The sequence below is a fragment of the Marinomonas vaga genome, from assembly GCF_055388305.1.
Genome location: NZ_AP043903.1, coordinates 1,268,359 through 1,286,293, shown reverse-complemented (window position 1 = coordinate 1,286,293; position 17,935 = coordinate 1,268,359). Strand labels below are relative to the sequence as shown.

The following is a 17,935-nucleotide window of genomic DNA, read 5'->3' as shown; positions in this document are numbered from 1 at the left end:
GGTAAATTAGGGTTATTCATGGCTCATATCTAAGAAATGAGCCATTGATAATTCAATGAGTGGTCAATAAAAATGCATCATTGGGCAATAATCAGCTTTGTACCAGATTGTTGGAACAGTGTTTCATAGGCTGGTTCAGGAGATACGTCTGTAATGCATAGATCAAACTCTGATAAATTGGCTATTTTAAGCGCACCGCGTTTACGAAACTTAGATGAATCAAGTAATAGAATGCGACATGCTGCAGATGACATCATCGCCTTTTTAACCGCAACTTTTTCAACGTCGTAATCCAGTACTGCTCCAGACTCATCCAGACCGGACGCTCCAATCAACGCAATATCTGCAAAATAGCCTTTAATCTCCTCACACGTTTTCACACCGGTCAAAGAGCCATCCGCGCCGTGCAACGTTCCCCCGGTCACAATGACATTATGTTTGCTACCCAACGCCGCAAAGGTCATGGCAGCAGATAGATTATGAGTAATGATTTGACGCCTTTCTAAAACGGCCATTGCTGAAGCGACCTGATCACAAGTGGTTCCGATGTCAATGAAACAACTCTCCACTCTATCCATGTATTGAATCGCCGTCGCAGCAATACGTGATTTAGCATCATTCATAATTTCTGACTTAAACCGGTATCCCAAGCGCACATTGTTATCCGCTTCAGTAACACCACCATGAAAGCGCTGTAACAAATTATCCTCGCACAACTTTTTAAGATCTCGGCGAATGGTCGGCTGAGAGCAACTTAACTGAGCCGCTAAAAATTCAATTGAGGCATAGCCCTGCTGGCGCACTATTTCTAATAGTTTTTGGTGTCGAACTTGAGACAAATGACGATCTCCAAATTGTCATAATGAGCAGTTACGATCAAATTAAAGAACCAAACTACCATTCTGATTTATTCTGATTAAGAGCCATAACACTAATATGAACACTCTATATTCTATTGAACCAAAAACAAACCATCTGCTTTGCAACAATAACCCAACACTTATTCGTTTGATCAATTCAGACAGCCCATTAGCAACTACGCTGACTCAGTGTCATAACCACTATGAGATACTCAAGCTTATTCGCCAGTCCCCTAATGAAGCTCAAATGCCACCAGTTGGGGTGATCGGACCAAAAGACGCCACTGACAAACAATACCAAGTAGCGGAGTCTCTAGGAGAAAACCTTGCAACTCTGGGGCTAACAGTAATTTGTGGTGGAAGAAATGGTGTTATGGAGGCCGTTTGCAAGGGGGTATTCAAGGGAAAAGGCCAATCGATCGGGCTGCTCCCTGGTGAGCACTGGCATGAAGCAAACCCTTACTTAACGGTGCCTATCGCTACTAATTTGGGTGCTGCGCGCAACTCACTTATTGCCCAAGCGGCCTTCAGCTTGATCGCAGTAGGAGGTGGATACGGTACCACCACAGAAATGGCGTATGGCCTCCATTATGGAAAAGCAGTTTTTGCCACAGCCGAGGCCCCACATATTGAAGGCGTTCAATATCATCTAAATATTGAGGAGATTGTAGAGCAAGTCGTTAACCAGCTATTTGATCAACGCTCCTTCAGCGTTCCCTCTATGCCGTAAATATTTTATTCATCGATACGTCACGAAGACGTAACACTAAAAGAACACGATCAATATAAATCAATTTGATCGTTTTTAGTCATGAAGAAAATTACGTATCTCTACATAATTTACCTACTTTTGCCCATCTTCCTTTTGGCTGTGGGTTCATTTGGCCAAAGCTGGATGAATACCCTTCTGCCAAAAGGGTTTACTTTAGATTGGTATTTAGAGCTATTGCATTCGACTTCGTATCGAAACGCTTTGCTAATGAGCCTTCAAGTTTGTGTAACCGTTTGCCTAGTGAATCTGCTCGTTGTTGCACCTTTGGTCTACACACTACAACTATTAAATGCCTCTTGGATAAAATCGCTGTTTCGTATATCAGCCCTAATGCCCATTGCCGTACCAGAGCTTGTGATTGGCTTCGGCTTTATCCTCGCATTCAGCTCTAGCACCTTACCTTGGTTAGGCAGCACCTGGTTATTAATCATTGGGCATTGGGTTCTTACGTTCCCCTATTTTTTCTTCAGCCTTTCGGCAGATATAGAAAAATCTCCCTTAAAAACACTAGATCGAGTAGCGCAATCCTTCGGCGCGAGCGCTTTAAAACGTTTTGTTACTGTGTTTCTGCCACTTGCGTCGCAATCCATACTAACCGGACTCCTAACCGTTGCCGCGATTTCGCTTGGGGAATTTCAACTTAGTAACTTAATCGCCGGCTTTATGAATCGCACATACCCTACGCTGTTACTTCAGGCATTCTATGGTGCAACAGGGCTCGCATGCGCGGCAACAATCATTCTGCTCTTATTGGCAACGTTCATCTCTTTAACTTCCAACTTTCTGAATTGGTCACACTCTAAAGGGCGCCTCCAATGATTGAATTCCGCTCTGTTTCTTTTAACTACCCAAATACTGATGTTGGTGTTCACGATATTTCGTTATCAATTAAAAGCGGGGAGCTATTGGCAATACTCGGCAAAAGCGGTTGCGGAAAATCTACTTTATTAAAGCTTCTAGCTGGATTTGAGCAGCCGCATTCTGGGCAAATAATTATTCACGGGAAAGACCAAGCTCACACACCTTGCTCGAGAAGAAAGCTAGGCATCGTTTTTCAGGACTATTCCCTATTCCCCCATTACAACGTTTTCAAGAACGTAATGTATCCGCTTAAGATCAATAACACCCCAAATGCGCGTCAAAAAGCACTTACTATGATAGAGCTAGTGGGGCTTTCTGGATTAGAAAGTCATTTACCTCATGAGCTCTCAGGAGGTCAAAAACAGCGAGTAGCATTGGCCAGGGCATTGGTTTTTGAGCCTCAGGCGCTGCTCTTAGATGAACCCCTATCAGCTCTTGACGCTTCTCTACGACACGAAATGCGTGAAGAAATAACCAAAATCCAAAAAGCACTCAATATAACAACCTTCCTCATCACACATGATCAAGAGGAGGCAATGACGATGGCCGATCAAGTGGCGGTAATGGAACAAGGCAGAATCCAACAATGCGGTTCACCTATAGATGTTTACAACAGCCCAGCCTCAGTTGAAGTAGCTCGTTTTGTTGGTCGTGCAAACGTTATCCCCGGCATCGCGGTCAGCAAAGGCATTATCAAGACAGCATTAGGAGACATTCAATCACATCAAGATAAATTAACTCCAAATCAACCAGTTACGCTTGTCATCCGTCCAGAAAGTATTCTTTGTTCCCCGGCAGAAGCCACCATTAATCGATTATCTGTTAGAGCGATTGAACACCAGCAGTTTCTGGGTCACACGATGGCATATCAGCTAAATGTATGCGGCCAATCCTTAGTTGTTTATAGCCAACCTTTAGCAGCTCCTATTACTCAAATCGCCATTCCGGCGGAATCGATTCACATCATTTAACGACGGAGAGTTTCAATGAAATCTTTTAAATCGGCGCTAACCGCGACTCTAATCATGTTAGCTCCCCTTTGCGGTGCGGCTCAATCACTGACTGGTCCTGAGTTGTACTCTGGAGAGCAAGCTCAATATGATAAGGCCATTAAAGAAGGGATTGTGGTTTCCTTTGATACTGGGCCAACTTGGGCCAACTGGGGGAACATGTTCAGTGCGTTCAAACAACGTTACCCGGGCATGGAGATCGTCTATAACGACTTGGGCTCAGCTGCGACTGTTGTCGCTCTAGAAAAATCAAAACACCGCCCTCAGGCTGATACAGCATACTACTTCGGCGCGTCTGCTATTGATGCGCAAGATAAAGATTTGTTACAAGGATTTAAACCCACTAACTTTGAGAAAATCCCTTCTGTTTTTAAAGACCCAGAAGGTAAGTGGTTTACTATCCATACATTAAATGTCGCCTTTCTAGTCAACAAGAAGCTTGTTGAAAACATCCCAACCTCTTGGGACGATCTAAAGCGCCCTGAATACAAAAATAGCATCGTCTATCAAGATCCACGCACAACGGGCCAAGGACAAGTAGTGGTCTTGGCCGCAAATGAAGCTCAGAAAGGTGACATGTCCAACATTTCTCCCGGCGCTGAATACTTCGGAGAACTACAAACTAGCGGAAATACGCTAAGAGTCGTTGGAACCACCCCATATGCGCAGTTTATTAAGGGGGAAATCCCTATTTGGATTGGTTACGAAAATGATGGTCTTAAAGCCATGGTTAAAGATGGGATGGGGGATGACATTGCGGTTATCATTCCTAAAGAAGCCTCCCTTGCTGCACCCTATGCTATTTCAATGGTGAAAAATGGGCCTAACCCTGAGTCAGCAAAATTATGGCTAAACTTCGTCATGTCCAGTAAAGGACAAGGGATTTTCGCAGAAGGGTTTGTTCGCCCTGTGTTAACAGATATGACTTTACCGAAGTCTGTCCAAGATAAACTAGTCAAAGCCCCACAGATTCGACCACTTGATTTAAAAGCGGCCGCTAAAATAAAGCCACAACTTGATAAAGAATGGGCTGAAGCAGTCTTAAACCGTTAGGGAAAACCGTATGAAGTTCGAACAATGGAGAACCCTAATAAGCATCGCTCCTGGGTTATTGGGTTACATCCTATTCTTCTGCTTTCCCGTTGCATTTGTGTTCTCGGAGGCGCTTGTAGCGCCTCTTGAGACATTCAACAGAATGATATCGGATAGCTACCTAATCGGAAGTATCCAAGGCAGCCTAATACTTGCCCTAACATCATCTATCACCTCCCTATTAGTGGCACTTTGTATTGCTCGATTTTTAAGTCAATGCAAACCTTTAACAAGACAATGGTTAAGCGTAGGCATTGCTTTACCACTGGTTTTTAGCGGGCTAATCGTTGCCTATGGCTTTATCTTAACATTCGGAAGAGCAGGCTTTGTGACTCAACTTCTGGGTTACGCAGGGATCCCAGAAGCCAGTTTTGGCACTTTGATTTTTACACCTTTTGGGCTTGCGATTGCGTACTGCTATTACTTAATCCCCAGAGCTGTATTTATTTTGCTGCCTGTTATGCTGAACTTTAACTGGCAACAAATGAAAGTCTCAGAAAGCCTAGGGGCCTCAAAATGGCAAAGCTATCGCTATATATTTCTCCCACAGCTTTACCCTGCCATGATTACCTCAGTCTGTGTAATGATATCCGTTGCACTAGGTGCCTACGGTACAGCATTAGCTCTATCCGGAACCCAGCTCAATATTTTACCTCTTACTCTGTATAGTAAAATCTCAGATGGCGGCACTGACTTCCCAGTTGTAGGCATGCTCTCAATTCTGCTGGTGACCCTATGCGTTGCTTTCACCCTATTAGCCGAATGGTTCAGACATAAATACCAGTTTGGAATAAAACCTTCTTGAATTCTGACGCAGTCAGCTGGCACCAGATACCTATCTGTAATAGCTACAACAGCAAGGTTTTAGACAAAAAAGAGTCGGCATTTGCCGACTCTTTAGATACAAACTGGGATACGCTCTAAAGCGAGGGCTTACGCCTTCGTCTCGATATAATCCAGTGCCGCTTGCAGAGCCTCTTCTCGAGAAGCGCAATCATCGTTGCCCGCTGAGATGAGATGCATCATTTGGAACTTGTCTAACTGCTCCCGGGTGCGCTTATTAGGACACAACAGGAAGACTTCACAGTTGGCGTCATTGGCATCTTTGATGGCGTTTTCTAACGCTAAGCCGACGGTAACATCGATCATGGGGACGTCGCTGAGGTCGAGGATCATCACATCATAATCTGCAATACTGGCGTGCTGGCGCGAGATGGCTTTGGAGACACTGAAAATCATAGGACCCGACAAGTAGAAAAACAGCACCTTGCCTTGGGCTTTGTCGAGCATGGCACGCTCTTCATCCGTAAGGGGCACACTGTTGTTATCCGAGTCACTGATGGCTTTTACTTGGCGCGTTTGCTCGCGGCTCAACTTCTCGATAATGATGATATTGGAGATGAAAACCCCCAACCCCACCGCAGCGATCAAGTCGACGAAAACCGTCAATAACATCACCCCGTACATGATTGCCATGCCAGATAAGCTGACCTTGTGAGCACGCTGTAAGAAGCTCCAATCCAAAATATTAAAGCCCACATACACAGCAATACCGGCCAACACTGCCATGGGAATAGGCTCAGTCAAACCGCCTGCAATCAAGACCACCAGCGCCAAAACTAAGGCACGAACAATCCCTGAAACAGGAGAACGTGCTCCCACTTGAATATTGGTCACAGTGCCCATGGTGGCACCCGCACCCGGTAGAGCGCCAAACAAACCAGAGATCATGTTGGCTAACCCTTGGCCACGCAGCTCCTTATCGGAGTCGTGTTCTTCACGGGTCAAAGAGTCACCGATGACAGCCGTTAACAAGGTATCAATACACCCCAAGGTGCCGAGCACTAAGGCATCGACCACCATTTTGGTGAAGATTTCAGCGTTAAAGTGGGGCAGATTTAAAGAAGGCAAACCGGAAGGAATCTCGCCAATGCGGCGAATGCTATCGGTATCGAACAGAATCACTGAGATCAAAGTCACCGCAACCAATGCCACCAACTGAGCGGGAACGTACTTACGGTATTTTTTCGGGAAGAAAAACAGAGTCCCCAGGGTGAGTAGCCCCAATAGCAGCTCACTCCACTTCATATTGGCAAGAATGTCAGGGATGGCCGCCAAGGTACCACCGACACCCCCCGGCGGTGCGGGCAAGCCTAACAGCGGCGACAGCTGTAAGATAATCAAGATCACGCCAATGCCGGACATAAAGCCAGACACTACGCTATAGGGCATCAAGGTGACGTACTTACCCAGCTTTAACCAGCCCAACAGCATTTGGAAAGCACCAGCCATCATCACCACGGTAAAGGCCATGGCCATGCCTGTTTCGGGGTACTCGGCCATCATGTTGGTGAGTACTGCCGTCATGATCACCGTCATCGGGCCGGTTGGTTCAGAGATTAGCGTGGTGGAGCCACCAAACAGCGCAGCAAAAAAGCCCACCATGATCGCGCCCCAAAGGCCAGCTTCCGCCCCTGCCCCAGAAGCCACACCAAACGCCAGCGCCAATGGCAAAGAGATAATTGCGGTGGTCACCCCTCCAAATACATCCCCTTTCAAATCAAACGCGGCAAAACGCTGAGAATCTAACAACGAAACCCCCCAATGGTCGTGATCATGAGTCTTTTAGAATACGGCTTAAAACCTTGTAAGGATAACATATTACTGGCGGTTTCAGGCAGACAAAGTCACGGTAATTCGCCACACGAACCCTGAAGAAGTCAGAAACTTAGCGCTTTTTCAGGACCAGATAGCAAAAGAGGAAGAAGCCATGCGGGCAAAAAAAAGGCTCTTATGAAAAGAGCCTGATACAAGGGTGTTGTCTTTAAAAGGCCCGTTTAACGCGAGTCACCTTATAAATAACATCTTCTGCATTTTGGACACCTGCTTTTAATTGCTCCTGCGCCCAACGACGCTGGATGGCAGGGTAGTTGGTCAAGCGACCCCATTGGTCTACTTCTTCATCAGTCATTATTCGGATCTCGGCCCCCTCTGCACGCAACTTGCTGACCATGGTATCGAACTCTTCATCCATGTTACGCCCTTGCTGGCGGTAGGCGCGTGATGCGGCACGTTTGATGGCATCCTTGTCAATTTGCTCTAAGGCGTCGTAGGCGGTTTTGTTCATCGCTACCACATACAAATGCCCGAGCCACATGCTTTTGGACACCAATGCATAAGGTGCTTTCTCATGGAGCTTTAGGTTATAGGCGCTGTCAATATTGACGTATATACCGTCCAAGCGACCATCTTCCAGCATATCGTATATTTCAGGACTCCAATGGGTACGAACTGGCTCAGCCCCTGCTTCTCGTAAATAATCTAAATGCCAGAAGCTCGCGGAGCGCCATTTTTGACCTTGAATATCGTTGATGTCATTAACGGGTTTGGTGCTAAAAAAACCAACTGGGTAACCGGTACTGAGGAAGATGGGCTCAAGGTTGTTGTCACGAAACTCCTGCTCAAATTCGGGAACACTTTCAAAAATATCACGAAATAAAGTGACCTGATCTTGTCCACTTGGCCCTGTTGGGTAGCTCTTAAATATTTGTGACAGGGGCAATTCTTTTGCCGTGTACTCAGGCACTATGGTGCTGATGTTGACCGTCTTGCCCTCTTTTAACGTCGGCAAGGCTTCATAGGCAATGGCCAGCTCTCCATTCCAATGATCGTCAATGTTAAGACGGCCGTTGGATTCTTGTTCAATGGCCGGGAACAAGACTTCTTTTAGGAAGGTCGTTCGCATTTGTCCTAATGGTTGATGATCGCTATAGATTAGATCTTCGCCCATGGCACCAACACTCGCCACACTCAATGCCGCCCACAGGGATGACTGTAATAATGGTTTTTTCCAATGACTCATTTAAAGGTTCCTATCGTTTGATTTTAAATAAATGAACGTTCATTTATTTAAAATAACAGCCAAATTTAAACCTGACAATTTTGAGTTATGTAAATACTGAGTAAATTTTAATCAGGAATTAGTTGGTGATGGCATCCCACGCCACGGTAAAGGCTTGGTCCATATTGTGTTGGGCGTTGTCGGCACTCACCCCTAGACGAGAACGAGCTAAAAACACCACTGGGGCCAAAATAAATGACAGCAGCATGGGTTTGGGAATGTTCTTAATAATGCCCTGCTCTATGCCTGCTTGTAGGGCTTGGTGAAACGCTTGATAAGGCACTTCCAAGCTTTGGGTATCCACTTGATGAATCAAAGGCGAGTTGGAAAATTGGTCCATATATTGGTAGTCATCTGGGTAGCTGGTCACGTATTCGTACAGCCTAGACCAAAAAGCATGTACGTTGTCCTTCAGCGGTTGATCAGGGTTGAAGTCGCGCATAACGAAGTTGCTCAGCTCGGCTTTAGAAACCATAAAGGTAGACGCCAGTAGGTCATCTTTATTGCTGAAATAGACATATAAGGTCGCTGCTGCCACCCCCGCCTGTTTCGCGATCTTGTTGACCGATGCAGAGGCGAAGCCCTCTTCTTTCACGACTTGTATGGTCGCCTTATACAGTGCTTGCTTCTTCGTCTCGTCTCTATGTCTCATTGCTTACTCAGATTTAATCGTCAGCTGATGCCCAGTGCTGAGGATACTACTGGGTCTGCAAGCAAATGAAAACCAAGACCGTTAGCGCTAACCAACGATCTTATCGCGACCTTCGTGTTTCGCCCGATAGAGCTTGGTGTCCACTTCTTGGATCAGTATTTCTAGAGGGGTATCCACAGGCGGATCTAGATGGGTGACACCAAAGCTTAGGGTGATTCTTCGTTCCGGTAAATCCGGATGATCACACAAGGCTTGGCGCACCAGGTTTAAGCGTTTCATCACATCCCCACGGGTCATGCCCACTATGATCAGCATAAATTCTTCGCCGCCATAGCGCACACAGATGTCCTCGGACCGGAAATGCTCTTTCAAGACACTCGCCACTACCGCTAGGGCTTGGTCACCGACACTGTGCCCGAGGGAGTCATTAACCATTTTAAAATGGTCAATGTCACACAACACCATGGTCAAAGAGAGGTCCTGATCTTGCGCCTGCTTCAAGGCCTGTTCAGATAGCAATTTAAAGCCACGGCGATTATATAACCCTGTCAGTTCGTCCGTGGTGCTTTGCTCCATGAGGGTTTCATTTTCGTCTTTAAGATCCGAGGTGCGCTGGGCGACTTTTTGCTCAAGGTTTTGCATGGCGTCAGACAGACGGTATGCCATGTTTTGTAGGCGTCGCCCTAGGGAGTTAATCTCCCGCACTCGGCTAAAGGGTCGAGGCAGGTTTCGGATTTGCTCAAGAGAATGGGAGGTCGCCGCCTGATTAAGCTGCAGAATAGGACGTGCAATAAAGCGCGCCACAAAAGACCCCGCCAAGGCGATGCTCAAAAACATCAATAATACGATCCACATTAAAGCTTCTGAGTAATCCGATAGGATGTTTTTGTAGTAGGACTCAGGAATGAGCACCCCTACATACCAAGTCTGGCCGTAGGGCAAAGGCACTGGGCGCACATGGTAAAGGTACCCTTTCCCATCCATTTCTATTTGACGCGTCCCCTCCGCCAATTGAGTGCCCGCCAATTGAAACAATGGGTCTTGATAAGTACTAAGGGATACCCGTTTCATGGCACCCGCTTCTTCACTGAACAAGGCTTGATCACGTGACGTAGCAATCAGATCCCCATTGGCTTCCGCAAGAAACACATAGGAGTCGTCCACCAGCTCAATAGACTGCAAAAACTTATCCAATGACACCAAAGCCACGCTCGTGGCGGTCACCCCTAGCAGGGTGCCATCTTGGGCGTAAATGGGTGCAGACAGGCCCACGCCGAGAGACTCATAACCAAAGTAAGGCTCAATGGCGCTCCAGGTCATACCGTCTTGCTGCAAGGCATCTTGGTAAAATGGGCGGGTACGCGGGTCATAACCTTTAAAAGTGGGCTCAGATTCAATATGGGTGCCTACAAAATCCACTGGATCATAGTTGAAAGCATCTAAGAAGTTTGGCCCACGAGTGTAATTAGTCGCCACATGATGGGACGAACCAAATGGATCTCGTGTCGAGTTCACATAGCGTCCATCCGCTGTTGCGAAGGACACAAAGGTCATATAAGGGTATGCAACGGCCTGCTCATAAAAGCGTCCGGCCAGCACATCAAGATCATCAAGGTATTCAGGATGGTAGCTGATGGCGTCACGATTGACTTGTACGACCGTGTCCAAGGGAGCCATGAATTCTGTCACCCGATCATACACCCGTGATTCAATTTCACGCATGTAATGCCAGCCGACATTATCGGAGACATTGGCAAGTGTCACCGTAGATAATATATAAACCGTTGCGCCACCTAGGATGGCGAGCAATGCAAAGGGAACGACAATCAGTCCCCATAACGAAATCCGCTTCATTTAAGCACCAACTTTCACGTGTACCGCTGCTTGTTAGTATTATTAGTCGCTAAATAGATGGATTTTAAAGTCACATCTAAAGGGCACTCAGGTATTAATCCATTTAATGCTTACAAATTAACACACTTATTCACCGGACAATGTAAACAAGTGTAAGCGAAATTGTCAGAACTTTTGGGGATAAAAAGGCCGCCCATGATTGGCCGGCCGATTCTAAAAGAAAGGATGCGCGATCAGCGCTGACGCTCGTAAACACTGAGGTTTACAGCAGTGGCTAGATTTAGGGATTCAATAAGCCCTACCCCAGGGATGGTGAAGGCTTTAGCCTTTAAGCGACCAAGCTGATCTCGGGGCACCCCCCGCGCTTCATTACCAAAGATGTAGCAGTCACACTGCTTAAAGCTTGGGGCACTTAATGGCTCTCCTTGCATGTCCAAACAGCCAATGGCTTGAAACCGCTCGGGCAAGGTCTCAATATCCACCTCTAGTTCCATAGGAACATGAAATAAGGCTCCCATGCTCGAGCGAATCACCTTGGGATTAAAGGGGTCTACACTACCCGCACTGAGCAATAGGCGAAAACCACCAAACCAAGCCAGTGTGCGCAAAATGGTCCCTAGATTACCTGGGTCCTGAATTTCATGGAGATAAATCCCCGTCAGCTCTTCCCCTGAAACAGGGGAAATAGCATCCATGGGCACCACCGCTAAAATACCTTGGGGGGTTTTGGTGTCCGACATAGAAGCCATTTGCTTGGCACTGACTTCGATCTTTTCAAACGACGTGGACCAATCGGCGTATTGCGCCGTCACATACAACTTGGCGGCCGCCAATTTAGGGTTGTGTTTCGCCGCGTTCTCCAGCTCCAATACAAGATGTTCACCTTCTACCAGACAATGGCCCAGCTCTTGGCGATATTTCTTCTGATGAAGTTTTTTGACCTGATCAATCTTCATGGGTTAAGCGCCCTGTTGCTTCAAGATATCTAGAGCCACCGCTTCCGCTACCTTGATGCCATCAATACCCGCCGACAAGATGCCGCCAGCATAACCAGCCCCTTCGCCTGCTGGGTACAGACCTTGGGTATTCAGGCTCTGTAAGGTTTGATTGTCACGGGTAATACGGATCGGCGAAGAGGTACGCGTTTCGATGCCCGTAAGGATGGCATCGTCACGGTCAAAGCCACGGATCTTCTTACCAAACGCAGGCAGCGCCTCGCGTACGGCTTCGATAATAAAGCTCGGTAAGGCGTCCGCCAAATCACACAGCTGAATACCAGGCTTGTAAGAAGGCTCTACTTCGCCAAGCTGAGTCGACGCCTGCCCCTTGATAAAATCCCCCACCAATTGAGCAGGTGCTTTGTAATCTGAGCCACCAAGCTTGTAGGCTACTTCTTCAAGACGCTCTTGCAGTTCAACTCCAGCCAAAACGCCCTCAGGGTAATCTTGCTCTGGGTTAATGCCCACGACGATACCTGAGTTGGCATTGCGTTCGTTACGGGAGTATTGACTCATACCATTGGTCACCACACGGCCTTCCTCTGACGTGGCCGCTACCACAGTGCCCCCCGGACACATACAGAAGCTATACACCGCACGACCATTTTTCGCATGGTGGATTAACTTGTAATCCGCTGCCCCAAGCTCTGGGTGACCGGCATATTTACCCAAACGGGCACGGTCGATCAATGACTGTGGGTGCTCGATACGAAAACCAATGGCAAACGGCTTCGGTTCAATAAATACGTCTTTTTTGTGCAGCATTCGGAAGGTGTCTCGAGCACTGTGACCGAGGGCTAATACCACATGTCGGCTGTGCAATTCTGTACCATCCGCCAAGCCCACACCCGTGACCTGCTGATGGTCATCCAGCATTAGATCGGTGACTTTCGATTCAAAGCGAATCTCACCTCCCAGCTCGATGATTTCCTCCCGCATTTTGGCTACAACCCCCGTAAGACGGAAGGTACCAATGTGGGGTTTACTCACGTACAGAATTTCACTGGGTGCCCCTGCGCGTACAAATTCGTGCATGACCTTACGGCCGTAAAATTTCGGGTCTTTCACTTGGCTATAAAGCTTACCGTCTGAGAACAAGCCTGCACCGCCTTCACCGTACTGAACGTTCGATTCGGTATTCAGCTTATGATTACGCCATAAGCCCCAAGTGTCCTTGGTACGCTGTCGAACATTGCGACCACGCTCTAATACGATCGGTTTAAACCCCATCTGCGCCAATGTCAGTGCTGCAAACAAACCACAGGGACCAAAGCCAATCACGATCGGACGCTCCATAAGGTCCGCCGGTGCTTGCGCCACGGGATGATAGTCAATGTCTGGGGCGGCCTTCACATGAACGTCATCCTCAAATCGCGCCAATACAGCGTCATCATCACTGGTGTGTAAATGAATGATGTACACGAATGTGATTTCGGTGTTTTTCTTGCGAGCGTCATAACTGCGCTTAAACACAAAGAAATCCAGCAGGTTTTCGTCCACCAAATTCAAACGCTGCACGATGGCATCGCGCAAAGCGTCTTCTGGATGATCAAGAGGTAAGGAAAGTTCGGATAAACGTATCATGAAGGGTCCCGGCCGATTGACTCGGCAAAAGATAAAATGAAGACATGATTATACGTTGGCGGAGGCCATAAGTCAGTGAATTAACATGGTCTGATTCAGGTAAAAGCTGGTATCTTGGTGCTCCCAATCATGAACTGAGGTTGAGCATGGCCAAACACGTCAATCTGAATCTGATGCGATCCCTTCAGGTCTTGCTAGAAGAGCGTCATGTCAGCCATGCAGCGGAAAAACTCCACATCACTCAATCTGCGGCCAGCCGACATCTAAGTCAGCTGCGGCAATTGTTCGATGATCCATTATTGGTTCGGGACGGCAACACTTTGCTCCCCACCCCCAAAGCCCTGCAACTGCAGGCCAAGTTAGAAAACTGGTTTCTCGGGTTAGATGACCTATTGTTTGACGCTGCCTTTGATCCTCTGCGCTGGCAAGAAGAATTTGTCCTCTCTTCCAGTGATTATGTGGCCCAATACATCTTGCCCCATATTATTGATGCGTTCGCAGAACAAGCGCCCAGCGCTACCCTCAGCTACCGCCTATGGAACCCACAACTGATTGATGAATTGGCCACTAGTGACATTCATTTGGCTTCCAGCATGTCTCAAGAAAAGCCCCAAGGTTTGTGTTCCGAGCAAATTGGCGAAGACTTCCCTGTCTGTATTATGGGTGCCCAACACCCCCTCGCCAGCAAAGATCAACTGACCGTAGAGGACTTACTCCAATATGGCCATATCAAGGTCATCGGCGGCGGAGACAAAGACAGCTATGTGGATACCGCCTTGCGAGAGCTGGGACAGCAACGGCGAGTGGTACTCAATGTGCCCTTCTTCTATGCTGCCACTCCGCCCCTGTGTAAACATAACCTGTTGATGGTCACACCAGAACACATTGCCCGTAATTTTGCTCGGCAGTTTCCATTGGTTTATAAACCCTTGCCGGTGAAGACTCCTTGTTATCGCTATTGGCTCATATGGCACGAGCGCTATGACCAAACTCCGTCACACCAATGGGCGCGCTCTGTGGTACTCAATGCCATGACGCAATCTGAGTATTCCATTGGTTATGATTTAAAGTTATAGCCATCTTGATAAATCATGATTTCAATTAATATCGCGCCATCGTTATAGTGCCTTCAATACTTTTGGAGACCCATGTTATGACGCTTTCCCTTTGGCTATCCCTATTTACCATCTGTTTGCTGGGCGCCATGTCACCCGGCCCTAGTTTGATCACTGTGACCAAACACAGTCTTGCTGGCGGCAAGATCAATGGCTTTGCTGCTGCGTGGGCCCACGCCTTCGGTATTGGTGTCTATGCCTTGATTTCCATGCTGGGGCTAGCGGTGATTTTCCACCAGTTACCTTGGTTGTTTAATCTCATCAGCTACGCTGGGGCGGCGTATTTACTCTATTTGGGGCTAGGCGCTCTCCGCTCCACAGGAGGCATTGCCGCAAAGCTCAATGCAGGGGAGCCCGTCACCCCATTAAAGTCCGCTAAAGAAGGCCTATTGATCTCCCTTTTAAGCCCTAAAATCGCCTTATTTTTTGCCGCCTTGTTTAGCCCTTTCGTGGCGGCAGTTCATGGGCTAGAAGGTAAAATGTTGATCGTTGCCACCCCGTTCGTGGTCGATGGTCTGTGGTACACACTCATCACCCTTATGCTGTCTAACGCTCGTCTATTAGACAAACTGCGCCACAACGCCGTCTGGATTGATCGGCTATCGGGCTTAGTCTTGATCGCCCTAGCAGGGAAAATTGTTCTATCCGTCTAATACGCTCTGTGCCTTTGCTGATCCGCTGCCGAAAGGTACAATAGCGCCTTTCAAACCAAACAAATGGCACCCGATACCATGGCTCGATCCAAAAGCAGCAACCGTTGGCTAGACGAACACGTCAACGACCCTTACGTCAAAAAAGCACAGGCGGACGGCTACCGTTCCAGAGCCAGCTACAAGCTGCTCGCGCTCAATGACAAAGACAAGCTGATCAAACCTGGTAATCTGGTGCTGGATCTTGGCTCTGCCCCCGGGGGCTGGTCACAGGTGGCCTCTAAGCTGGTGGGCGATAAAGGCAAGGTCATCGCATCTGACATCCTGCCCATGGACAGCATTGCAGGCGTGGAATTCATTCAAGGGGACTTTACTGAACAAGACGTATTCGACCAAATCATGACAGCGGTGAACGGTGCCCCCGTAGATGTGGTGGTATCGGACATGGCGCCTAACATGAGTGGCGTGGCGGCGGTGGATCAAGCCTCCTCCATGTACCTAGTGGAATTAGCGTTAGACATGGCGATCCAAACCCTGAAGCCAAAAGGTTTATTCGCTGTAAAAGTTTTCCACGGGGAAGGCTACGAAGAATTCGTAAAAATGGTACGGGAGCATTTCGACAGTGTGGTCGTGCGCAAACCCGACTCCTCCCGTGCTCGCTCTCGGGAAGTGTATCTCGTTGGCCGTGGCTTTAAAGGGTAACCCCATGGAACTCAAAACCTCCACTCGCCTTAACAAATACATCAGTGAAAGCGGCCTCTGCTCCCGCCGAGAAGCGGATCGTTTTATCGAGCAAGGCAATGTTTTCATCAATGGCAAACGGGCCGGCATTGGCGATCAGGTGTCACCAGGGGATCTGGTCAAGGTAAACGGCCAGACCATTGAACCTCAAGAAGCGGAAGACCTGATCTTTATCGCTTTGAACAAACCCGTAGGCATTGTCAGCACCACAGAGTCCAGCGAGCCGAATAACATTGTCAGTTTTGTTAAACACGGGGCCCGTATTTTCCCCATTGGCCGCTTGGACAAAGACTCCCAAGGTCTAATCTTTTTAACCAACAATGGCGATTTAGTTAATAAGATCCTTCGTGCCTCTAATAACCACGAAAAAGAATACCTTGTAACGGTCAACAAGCCCATCACCGACGCTTTCATCGATGGCATGAGCAATGGTGTGCCGATTCTTGGGCAAATGACCAAGAAATGTCAGGTTAAAAAAGAGTCCACCTTCGTCTTTAACATTACCTTGGTGCAGGGATTAAATCGCCAAATTCGCCGCATGGCGGAACATTTTGGCTATGAAGTGGTGCAGCTTGAACGCATCCGCATCATGAATGTGTCTCTCAAAGGCCTCGCCTTAGGTGATTGGCGCGATCTCACTCCCAAAGAAGTGGCTGGCATCGCCGAGTTAACCAAAGATTCCGATGGCAACGCCGCCCCCAAAGCCACCAACCCACGCAAACCTAAACCCAATCCTAATCGCAATAAGTCTGGTGGTCGCCCGGATGCCCGGGGCAATAAACCTGCTAGAGCGGGTGGCAAGCCCGGTTCAGGCGGCAAACCCAATGCCAATGGCAAAAACAAACCTACGGACAAACGCGGAGGCAAACCCGCAGGACGGGGCAAAGCCAATGACCAAGGCAAACCGCAAACTGGGCGAGGCAAACCTGCAGCAGGTCGTCCTAATGGCAAAAACGGCCCATCCAACGGTCGAGGTAAACCTGCAAACGGCGGCCCTCGCAAGCCAAAAGGACGCTAGCGGGTCCAGCGCTTTTGATGATATTGCTTAGGGGTGCAGCCAAAGTGTTTTTTGAAGAAGGTGATGAAGGCGCCAACTGATTCATACCCTAGCTCTTCTGAAATACGCTGCACGGGACGGTCTTGGGCCAACTTTTCCAACGCCAGCACTATGTGTAACCTTGCTCGCCATTGACCAAACGTCAAGGCCACCTGTTGACGAATCAAACGAGCCAAGGTGCGCTCGCTCATAGCGTAGTCTTTAGCCCATTCCGCTAAGGTGCGACGATCATCTGGCTGGGACATCAACCGCTGGGCTAAGTCCCTTAACCGTGCTTCTTCAGGGATAGGAAAGTCAAAGGACTCATGGGGCGCCTGCTCTAATAAATCCATCAAAACATGCACCATTTTCTCTGTGGCGCTGCCAGGCTCATGACGTAATGGTTGATCGGCGATGTGCAGCATCAGCTCACGCATCAAGGGCGTCACCGTCAAGGTACAAACCCGTTCGGGTAAACGAGTCGCCGCAACATCCACAAACACCATGCAGACATCTGAGTCCGGTCCATACACATTACGGTGCACATGCTGACTGGGGATCCAAACCGCACACTGGGGCGGGATCAACCACATGCCCTGCTCCACATAGCTGGTCACTGTGCCCTTTAGGGCGAGAAGCAATTGGCCTTTTTTATGCTGATGCCACGGGGTTTCCGCATGATAGCTTTCCCGCTGTAATATCACCGGCTGGGCCAAGGTATCGGCTGGACCAAGGTCGGTAATGATGGTTCTTTGATCTTGTCTGGATTTCGTCATTTATTGTCTTAATTCCACAATACAGCAAGACAC

Annotated in this window: 17 protein-coding genes; 9 read left to right on the top strand and 8 right to left on the bottom strand. The window is 48.1% G+C overall.

The genetic code is table 11. From position 1 onward, the window contains the following. Window positions 1-77: 77 nt before the first annotated feature. Entirely contained in the window at window positions 78-839 is a 762-nt protein-coding gene (locus ACZ5DR_RS05980) for a DeoR/GlpR family DNA-binding transcription regulator (protein ID WP_377366030.1), read from the bottom strand. Between the two features lie 97 nt (window positions 840-936). Here ACZ5DR_RS05980 and ACZ5DR_RS05975 point away from each other — a divergent pair, with 97 nt between their 5' ends. From ACZ5DR_RS05975 to ACZ5DR_RS05955, 5 genes are all read left to right on the top strand, one after another. Further along, window positions 937-1,590, top strand: a complete 654-nt coding sequence (locus tag ACZ5DR_RS05975; RefSeq protein ID WP_377366031.1) for a TIGR00725 family protein — start codon at window positions 937-939, stop codon at window positions 1,588-1,590. Window positions 1,591-1,671: 81 nt separating this feature from the next. Further along, window positions 1,672-2,451, top strand: coding sequence for an ABC transporter permease (locus ACZ5DR_RS05970; protein WP_377366032.1), 780 nt, complete (start codon window positions 1,672-1,674; stop codon window positions 2,449-2,451). Next, window positions 2,448-3,464, top strand: a complete 1,017-nt coding sequence (locus ACZ5DR_RS05965) for an ABC transporter ATP-binding protein (RefSeq protein ID WP_377366033.1) — start codon at window positions 2,448-2,450, stop codon at window positions 3,462-3,464. Before ACZ5DR_RS05970 ends, ACZ5DR_RS05965 begins: the two co-directional genes overlap by 4 nt. A gap of 15 nt (window positions 3,465-3,479) precedes the next feature. Further along, window positions 3,480-4,556, top strand: coding sequence for an extracellular solute-binding protein (locus ACZ5DR_RS05960; protein ID WP_377366035.1), 1,077 nt, complete (start codon window positions 3,480-3,482; stop codon window positions 4,554-4,556). A 10-nt stretch (window positions 4,557-4,566) separates the two neighbouring features. Further along, window positions 4,567-5,400 carry an ABC transporter permease gene (locus ACZ5DR_RS05955; RefSeq protein WP_377366036.1) on the top strand — a complete coding sequence of 278 codons (834 nt, stop codon included), beginning with the start codon at window positions 4,567-4,569 and terminating at the stop codon, window positions 5,398-5,400. Window positions 5,401-5,528: 128 nt separating this feature from the next. Here ACZ5DR_RS05955 and ACZ5DR_RS05950 read toward each other — a convergent pair whose 3' ends face one another. From ACZ5DR_RS05950 to ACZ5DR_RS05925, 6 genes are all read right to left on the bottom strand, one after another. Beyond that, entirely contained in the window at window positions 5,529-7,187 is a 1,659-nt protein-coding gene (locus ACZ5DR_RS05950; RefSeq protein ID WP_377366038.1) for a SulP family inorganic anion transporter, read from the bottom strand. 232 nt (window positions 7,188-7,419) lie between these two features. Then, on the bottom strand, window positions 7,420-8,457 hold the full coding sequence (gene dctP, locus ACZ5DR_RS05945; RefSeq protein ID WP_377366039.1) for a TRAP transporter substrate-binding protein DctP: 1,038 nt from the start codon (window positions 8,455-8,457) through the stop codon (window positions 7,420-7,422). A gap of 118 nt (window positions 8,458-8,575) precedes the next feature. Continuing rightward, a complete protein-coding gene (locus ACZ5DR_RS05940) occupies window positions 8,576-9,148 on the bottom strand; it encodes a TetR/AcrR family transcriptional regulator (protein WP_377366040.1) in 573 nt (190 codons plus the stop codon). Between the two features lie 87 nt (window positions 9,149-9,235). After that, on the bottom strand, window positions 9,236-11,002 hold the full coding sequence (locus ACZ5DR_RS05935; protein WP_377366041.1) for a sensor domain-containing diguanylate cyclase: 1,767 nt from the start codon (window positions 11,000-11,002) through the stop codon (window positions 9,236-9,238). Between the two features lie 233 nt (window positions 11,003-11,235). Beyond that, complete coding sequence (locus ACZ5DR_RS05930) at window positions 11,236-11,958, bottom strand: TrmH family RNA methyltransferase (RefSeq protein ID WP_377366042.1); 723 nt, start codon at window positions 11,956-11,958, stop codon at window positions 11,236-11,238. 3 nt (window positions 11,959-11,961) lie between these two features. Further along, on the bottom strand, window positions 11,962-13,584 hold the full coding sequence (locus tag ACZ5DR_RS05925; protein ID WP_377366043.1) for an NAD(P)/FAD-dependent oxidoreductase: 1,623 nt from the start codon (window positions 13,582-13,584) through the stop codon (window positions 11,962-11,964). A 146-nt stretch (window positions 13,585-13,730) separates the two neighbouring features. On the opposite strand from ACZ5DR_RS05925, the gene ACZ5DR_RS05920 reads away from it, so the two are divergent. From ACZ5DR_RS05920 to rluF, 4 genes are all read left to right on the top strand, one after another. Then, complete coding sequence (locus ACZ5DR_RS05920; RefSeq protein ID WP_377366044.1) at window positions 13,731-14,660, top strand: LysR family transcriptional regulator; 930 nt, start codon at window positions 13,731-13,733, stop codon at window positions 14,658-14,660. 77 nt (window positions 14,661-14,737) lie between these two features. Next, window positions 14,738-15,352, top strand: coding sequence for a LysE family translocator (locus ACZ5DR_RS05915; RefSeq protein ID WP_377366045.1), 615 nt, complete (start codon window positions 14,738-14,740; stop codon window positions 15,350-15,352). 78 nt (window positions 15,353-15,430) lie between these two features. After that, window positions 15,431-16,051 carry a 23S rRNA (uridine(2552)-2'-O)-methyltransferase RlmE gene (rlmE, locus tag ACZ5DR_RS05910; protein WP_377366046.1) on the top strand — a complete coding sequence of 207 codons (621 nt, stop codon included), beginning with the start codon at window positions 15,431-15,433 and terminating at the stop codon, window positions 16,049-16,051. A 4-nt stretch (window positions 16,052-16,055) separates the two neighbouring features. After that, complete coding sequence (gene rluF / locus ACZ5DR_RS05905) at window positions 16,056-17,108, top strand: 23S rRNA pseudouridine(2604) synthase RluF (RefSeq protein WP_377366047.1); 1,053 nt, start codon at window positions 16,056-16,058, stop codon at window positions 17,106-17,108. Here rluF and ACZ5DR_RS05900 read toward each other — a convergent pair. Then, on the bottom strand, window positions 17,105-17,902 hold the full coding sequence (locus ACZ5DR_RS05900) for an AraC family transcriptional regulator (protein WP_377366048.1): 798 nt from the start codon (window positions 17,900-17,902) through the stop codon (window positions 17,105-17,107). The genes rluF and ACZ5DR_RS05900 overlap by 4 nt on opposite strands. Between the last annotated feature and the right edge of the window lie 33 nt (window positions 17,903-17,935).

Excerpts from the sequence above, each read along its gene's own strand:
- ACZ5DR_RS05925 (WP_377366043.1), bottom strand. The coding sequence starts at position 13,584 with ATGATACGTTTATCCGAACTTTCCTTACCTCTTGATCATCCAGAAGAC.
- ACZ5DR_RS05940 (WP_377366040.1), bottom strand. The coding sequence starts at position 9,148 with ATGAGACATAGAGACGAGACGAAGAAGCAAGCACTGTATAAGGCGACC.
- ACZ5DR_RS05920 (WP_377366044.1), top strand. The coding sequence starts at position 13,731 with ATGGCCAAACACGTCAATCTGAATCTGATGCGATCCCTTCAGGTCTTG.
- rluF (WP_377366047.1), top strand. The coding sequence starts at position 16,056 with ATGGAACTCAAAACCTCCACTCGCCTTAACAAATACATCAGTGAAAGC.
- ACZ5DR_RS05930 (WP_377366042.1), bottom strand. The coding sequence starts at position 11,958 with ATGAAGATTGATCAGGTCAAAAAACTTCATCAGAAGAAATATCGCCAA.
- ACZ5DR_RS05915 (WP_377366045.1), top strand. The coding sequence starts at position 14,738 with ATGACGCTTTCCCTTTGGCTATCCCTATTTACCATCTGTTTGCTGGGC.
- ACZ5DR_RS05960 (WP_377366035.1), top strand. The coding sequence starts at position 3,480 with ATGAAATCTTTTAAATCGGCGCTAACCGCGACTCTAATCATGTTAGCT.
- rlmE (WP_377366046.1), top strand. The coding sequence starts at position 15,431 with ATGGCTCGATCCAAAAGCAGCAACCGTTGGCTAGACGAACACGTCAAC.
- dctP (WP_377366039.1), bottom strand. The coding sequence starts at position 8,457 with ATGAGTCATTGGAAAAAACCATTATTACAGTCATCCCTGTGGGCGGCA.
- ACZ5DR_RS05935 (WP_377366041.1), bottom strand. The coding sequence starts at position 11,002 with ATGAAGCGGATTTCGTTATGGGGACTGATTGTCGTTCCCTTTGCATTG.
- ACZ5DR_RS05975 (WP_377366031.1), top strand. The coding sequence starts at position 937 with ATGAACACTCTATATTCTATTGAACCAAAAACAAACCATCTGCTTTGC.
- ACZ5DR_RS05955 (WP_377366036.1), top strand. The coding sequence starts at position 4,567 with ATGAAGTTCGAACAATGGAGAACCCTAATAAGCATCGCTCCTGGGTTA.
- ACZ5DR_RS05965 (WP_377366033.1), top strand. The coding sequence starts at position 2,448 with ATGATTGAATTCCGCTCTGTTTCTTTTAACTACCCAAATACTGATGTT.
- ACZ5DR_RS05970 (WP_377366032.1), top strand. The coding sequence starts at position 1,672 with ATGAAGAAAATTACGTATCTCTACATAATTTACCTACTTTTGCCCATC.
- ACZ5DR_RS05900 (WP_377366048.1), bottom strand. The coding sequence starts at position 17,902 with ATGACGAAATCCAGACAAGATCAAAGAACCATCATTACCGACCTTGGT.